Source organism: Candidatus Palibaumannia cicadellinicola (assembly GCF_002855795.1).
Lineage (GTDB): Bacteria > Pseudomonadota > Gammaproteobacteria > Enterobacterales > Enterobacteriaceae > Baumannia > Baumannia cicadellinicola_C.
On sequence record NZ_NJPO01000183.1, the window covers coordinates 1 to 5,743 of the forward strand.

Genomic DNA, 5,743 nt, shown 5'->3' on the forward strand with positions numbered 1-5,743 from the left:
ATGAATAGGGAAAGTAAGGTAGTTGAAAGAAGCTATTAACTGAAAAAGTACCCAGGTTATTTGAAACCAAAAATGACAATATTTATGAGTAATGATAGTTATAACAGATAACTAGCTCTATTGATCTGCAGACTAGCTACCTGTTCAAAATTAGCCAAATATAAAACTTAATTTAATGATTTTACGTTGTTACAACTTTTCTTCGCGTAGTTTACGTGCTGCAGTGACCATATTTGCTAGCGCTAGACGTGTTTCCGGCCAAGTACGTGTTTTTAAGCCGCAGTCTGGGTTAACCCATAAACGTTCTGCTGGTATGCTTTGGATTGCTTTACGTAATAGCTTAATTATCGAAACATCACTCGGTATGTTAGGCGAATGAATATCATATACGCCAGGTCCGATATCGTTAGGATAATGAAATTTGTTGAATATTTCTAGTAACTGCATATCAGAACGAGAGCTTTCAATAGTGATTACATCAGCATCCAGCGCCGCTATCGAATCCATAATATCGTTAAATTCGCTGTAGCACATATGAGTATGAATCTGCGTCTCATTTTTAGCAACCGCAGCGGTGAGACGAAATGCTTCTACCGCCCAGTTAAGATACACGTGCCAAGTAGAATGTTTTAATGGCAACCCTTCACGTAATGCTGGCTCATCAATTTGAATAATGCCTATTCCAGCCTGCTCTAGATCTATGACTTCATCACGCAACGCTAAAGCTATCTGCCTCGCTATAGTTTTACGGCTAATATCTTCGCGCGGGAACGACCAACATAGAATCGTAACTGGCCCAGTTAACATACCTTTGACAGGTTTTTTTGTCAAAGATTGAGCATAGCTCGCCCATTCGACCGTAATGGGCTGTGGACGGCTAATATCGCCAATAATAATCGGTGGCTTAACACAACGAGAACCGTAACTCTGTACCCAACCATTCTGAGTAAAAATAAAACCATCTAAATGCTGACCAAAATATTCTACCATATCGTTACGTTCGGCTTCTCCGTGCACTAGAACATCGAGACCTAATAAATCTTGCTCAGTAATAGCTTGCTTAATGTGATCACGAATACCTGTTTTATAACTATCATCATCTAAGCATCCATTCTTGAAATCAAGACGCAAACTCCGAATGGCAGAGGTTTGTGGGAAAGAACCGATAGTAGTTGTAGGTAATATTGGCAAGTTAAATCGCGTGCGCTGAACGGTTATGCGATTAACGTAATGCTGCTGGCGCTGACTATCAGCATCAGTTATCTGCTTCAGCCGAGCTTGAACTTGCGGATTGGTCACTTGATTTGATTCTTTACGCGCGCGGATCGGCGCGCTGTAGTCAGCTAGTTTAGCTTGATATTGAGTATCATCTTGCTGATTCAGCGCACTACGTAGTAAACCTAGTTCAGCGCATTTTTGTATTGAAAAAGCAAACCAGCTTTTTACTTCCTTGTCTATACTTGTTTCAACGCTCAAATCAATTGGACTATGCAATAGCGAGCAAGAAGAGCCTACCCACAGTTTTCGCTGATTGGCTAATGAACGTAGTTGCTCAAATTTACTTTGCAAATTAGCGCGCCAAATATTACGACCGTTTATCACTCCTGCAGAAAGCACCCAGTCCGACGGAAGATGATTATGCAAAGTTTTCAGGTCGTCGTCACCAGCGATGAGATCAACATGTAGCCCTTGTACTGATAGCTTAGTTATGATCTCCAGCTGATGCGCGATACTATCGAAATAAGTAGTTAGTAGTAGTTTACTATATCCTTGTAAAGCCTCATAGGCCTTATAATAAGCATAGCACCATGCTGGTGGTAACTCGAGTATTAACGCTGGCTCGTCGATTTGCACCCAATCTACGTTACGTTTAGTAAGTTCAGCTAATACTTGCTGATAAACAGGCAAAAGTACCGATAGCAGTGATAGGCGGTCAAAACTAGTTCCCTTAACTTTACCTAACCACAGGTAGCTAATTGGCCCAAGCAGTACTGGCTTAACGCGGTAGCCTAATGCTAGGGCTTCGTCAACTTCTTCTAGCAACTGAGTCCAACCTAGATGAAATGTTTGACCAATTGTAAATTCAGGTACGATATAATGATAGTTGGTATTAAACCATTTGGTCATTTCAGAAGCTAATGCTGGTTTGCCGGTTGGCGCGCTACCGCGGCAGATGCGGAACAGGGTATCAATATCGCTTGGCTTGTCGCCGTTACGGTGACGTATTGGCACATTATCTAACATTAAGCTAGTGGTTAGTACATGATCGTACCAAGCAAAATCACCCACGGGTAGCATATCTACCCCTGCATCTTTCTGCTGTTGCCAGTGACGCGCACGCAACTCTCGACCTGTGTCGAGCAACTGTTGCTGAGTTATATTACCAGCCCAATAATTTTCCTGCGCGATTTTTAATTCACGGTGTAAGCCAATGCGTGGAAAACCGAGTGTATGACTCAAAATCATTATTAACTTCTCCAATTAAGACGTCCAGATGTTTACACTCCTATAATTAGGATGTACTGTATCGTTTACAAGCGCAAATTATTCACTTATACATGACACAATCTCATGATTGAACTAAAACATCTTAGAACTCTGCAGGTGTTGCGTAATAGCGGTTCATTAGCTGCTGCGGCAGCGCAAATTCACCAAACTCAATCAGCGTTATCACATCAATTTAGTGATCTAGAACATCGCCTCGGCTTTCGACTATTTGTGCGTAAAAGCCAGCCCCTACGTTTTACCACGCAGGGTGACATCTTACTACAGCTTGCCGAACAAATACTACCACAGGTACAACAGGCGTTACATACTTGTCAGCAGCCGCATCAGACTACTATCCGTTTGGCTATTGAGTGTCATAGCTGTATTCAGTGGCTAACTCCTGCTCTAGCTAAATTTAACGAAAAATGGCCGCAAGTACTAATGGATTTTCGCTCTGGCGTTACCTTCGATCCACAGCCTGCCCTACAACAAGGCAAACTGGATTTAGTGCTCACATCGGATATTTTGGCACGTAGCGGTTTGTACTACGCGCCAATGTTTGATTACGAAGTACGATTAGTATTAGCACCTACTCACTTTCTCGCTCATAAACTTGCGATTACTCCCCATGATTTATGCCAGGAAACCCTACTTATCTACCCGGTGCAACGTAGTCGTATGGATATTTGGCGCAAATTCCTGCAGCCAGCTGGTATAAGTCCAGTGTTAAAAACAGTTGATAATACTCTGTTACTAATCCAAATGGTATCCGCACGCATGGGTATTGCTGCATTACCGCACTGGGTCGTAGAAAGTTTTGAGCGCCAAGGTTTAATTGTTACTATCTCACTGGGGGAAGGATTATGGAGTCGTCTGTATGCTGCAGTACGTGATGGTGAACAGCATCAACCAATAACTGAAGCGTTTATTTACTCAGCTCGTCAACATGCTAATGCACATTTACCTTATGTACGGACTCGTACATTTATTTATTAATGGTAACGTTAAGCTCATAAAACAAATCATTAATAAAATGATATAATCATTTACTAGTTTTAGCCTGCAGCATCACGTAGTAATATCGCTTTATCGGTCTTTTCCCACGGAAAATGCTCACGGCCAAAGTGGCCATAAGCTGCTGTTTCACGGTAAATCGGTTGCAGCAGGTTGAGCATGCTAATTAAGCTATAAGGACGCAAATCAAAAAATTCATGTACTAAAGCTATTAAATTATCAGCTGGAATTTTCTCAGTACCAAAAGTATCAATAGTCAAAGATGTAGGATCTGCTACACCAATAGCATAAGACACCTGAATTTCACATCTTTCTGCTAGTCCTGCAGCGACAATATTTTTCGCGACATAACGCGCGGCATAGGCGGCAGAACGGTCTACTTTAGATGGATCTTTCCCAGAAAAAGCTCCTCCGCCGTGACGGGCCATGCCGCCGTAGGTATCTACTATAATCTTACGACCAGTTAGCCCACAATCGCCCATAGGACCACCTATGACAAAACGACCAGTTGGATTAATAAAAAATTTTGTTTGTGCTGAAAGCCACTTAGCTGGCAGTACTGGTTTAATTATCTCTTCCATGACAGCTTCTTGCAAATGGGGTAAAGAAATATTTTCTATGTGTTGGGTAGAAAGTACTACCGTATCGATACCAACTACTTTACCTTGATCATAAGCAAAGGTAACCTGGCTTTTAGCGTCTGGACGTAACCAAGGTAGGGTACCATTTTTACGCACCTGAGACTGACGTGCTACAAGACGATGAGCGTAGGTAATAGGTGCTGGCATTAGTACATCTGTTTCGTTAGTAGCGTAACCAAACATCAGACCCTGGTCGCCCGCTCCTTGTTCTCGTGGATCGGTACGATCAATACCTTGGTTAATATCTGGCGACTGTTTACTAATAAGACTTAAAACGGCGCAGGAGTTAGCATCAAATTCCATATCTGAATGAGTATAACCTATCTCACGGATGGTATTGCGGGTTAGTTCTTCGATATCAATCCAAGCACTGGTAGTTATTTCGCCACCTACTAGTACCATACCAGTTTTAACATAAGTTTCACAAGCAACGCGTGCTTTTAGATCTTGTGCTAAAATAGCGTCTAACACTGCGTCAGAAATCTGGTCCGCTATTTTATCAGGATGCCCTTCGGAAACAGATTCCGATGTAAATAAGTGCTTAGCCATTAGTATTTTACCTTTGGAGACGAGACGGGTGAGATAAAAATTATGATTGCATAGCGCTAGGAATGGTATCAGCAACTTTACTGATACTTTGATAATCACAATACGCATCAAAGTTATCTACCCTAGTCACAATTATCTAGTCTAGATGGATTAACTTCTAGATGGCTATTTTAGGTTAGTAATTACTAAAATTACTAGTAATTTTTTTATATTAAATACATCAGCTAATGTAAAACAAACCAAATTAGTTAAAAACTTAACATATTTATTCTTGACTTAATGTAGTAAAGAAATGCAGTTAAGATAGATAAGCTCATAATTTACTTTAACCAAGCGTGGGCAAGAAATAGCGCGCTGATATTACGTGCCTCACAAAAATCTATTTCATTTAGTAATGCTAACATACGCGCTACTGGCCAACGAACTAGTGGCAATGTTTCTGGCTCATCGCCTTGCCGCTTTTGTGGATAAAGCTTCTGAGCTACCACAATATTCATTTTGCTCGATAAATAAGAAGGCGCTATAGTCAGGCGATGGAGAAAGGTAAAAGTATGTGCACCGTAGCCAGCTTCTTCCATTAGTTCACGATTAGCAGCTTCCATAATTTCTTCTCCGGTATCGATGAGTCCTTTTGGAAAGCTAAGTTCATAGTCCTCAATACCGACACCGTACTCACGAATTAGCAGTAAGTGATCATCAATGACTGGTACTATCATTACCGACTCACGATCTGATGGCTGCATTCGTTCGTACACTCTACAAACGCCATTACTAAACTCTAAATTAACAGATTCAACGGTAAATAAGCGGGACCTAGCGACGGTCTCTACATGATTTATTTTGGGTTTTTGCAACATGTTATTCATAAAATTTCCGCAAATTACGCACATAGTTACTAAATATGGTTGATTTAGATCTACATTGTGCGTTAATAATAGATTACGCCGCCAGCTGCTATCAGCACATCTAGTAATAAAGCCGCTTACACAATTTCCAAGCAAGCTGGAATAACAATAGCAATAGGAAAAGGGCGATATATAAAAAAAAGATAG

At 41.1% G+C, this 5,743-nt stretch carries 4 protein-coding genes; 1 reads left to right on the forward strand and 3 read right to left on the reverse strand.

Annotated elements, in window-relative coordinates; translation table 11 throughout:
- Positions 1-189: 189 nt before the first annotated feature.
- Positions 190-2,469, reverse strand: a complete 2,280-nt coding sequence (metE, locus tag CEX73_RS03345) for a 5-methyltetrahydropteroyltriglutamate--homocysteine S-methyltransferase (protein ID WP_101627171.1) — start codon at positions 2,467-2,469, stop codon at positions 190-192.
- A 102-nt stretch (positions 2,470-2,571) separates the two neighbouring features.
- Between metE and metR the strand changes: the two genes are divergently transcribed.
- Positions 2,572-3,483 carry an HTH-type transcriptional regulator MetR gene (gene metR / locus CEX73_RS03350; protein ID WP_101627168.1) on the forward strand — a complete coding sequence of 304 codons (912 nt, stop codon included), beginning with the start codon at positions 2,572-2,574 and terminating at the stop codon, positions 3,481-3,483.
- A gap of 59 nt (positions 3,484-3,542) precedes the next feature.
- Here metR and metK read toward each other — a convergent pair whose 3' ends face one another.
- Together metK and nudE are read right to left on the reverse strand one after the other, a co-directional pair.
- A complete protein-coding gene (gene metK, locus CEX73_RS03355; protein WP_101627173.1) occupies positions 3,543-4,691 on the reverse strand; it encodes a methionine adenosyltransferase in 1,149 nt (382 codons plus the stop codon).
- 320 nt (positions 4,692-5,011) lie between these two features.
- Positions 5,012-5,557 carry an ADP compounds hydrolase NudE gene (gene nudE / locus CEX73_RS03360; protein ID WP_101627169.1) on the reverse strand — a complete coding sequence of 182 codons (546 nt, stop codon included), beginning with the start codon at positions 5,555-5,557 and terminating at the stop codon, positions 5,012-5,014.
- Positions 5,558-5,743 lie beyond the last annotated feature (186 nt).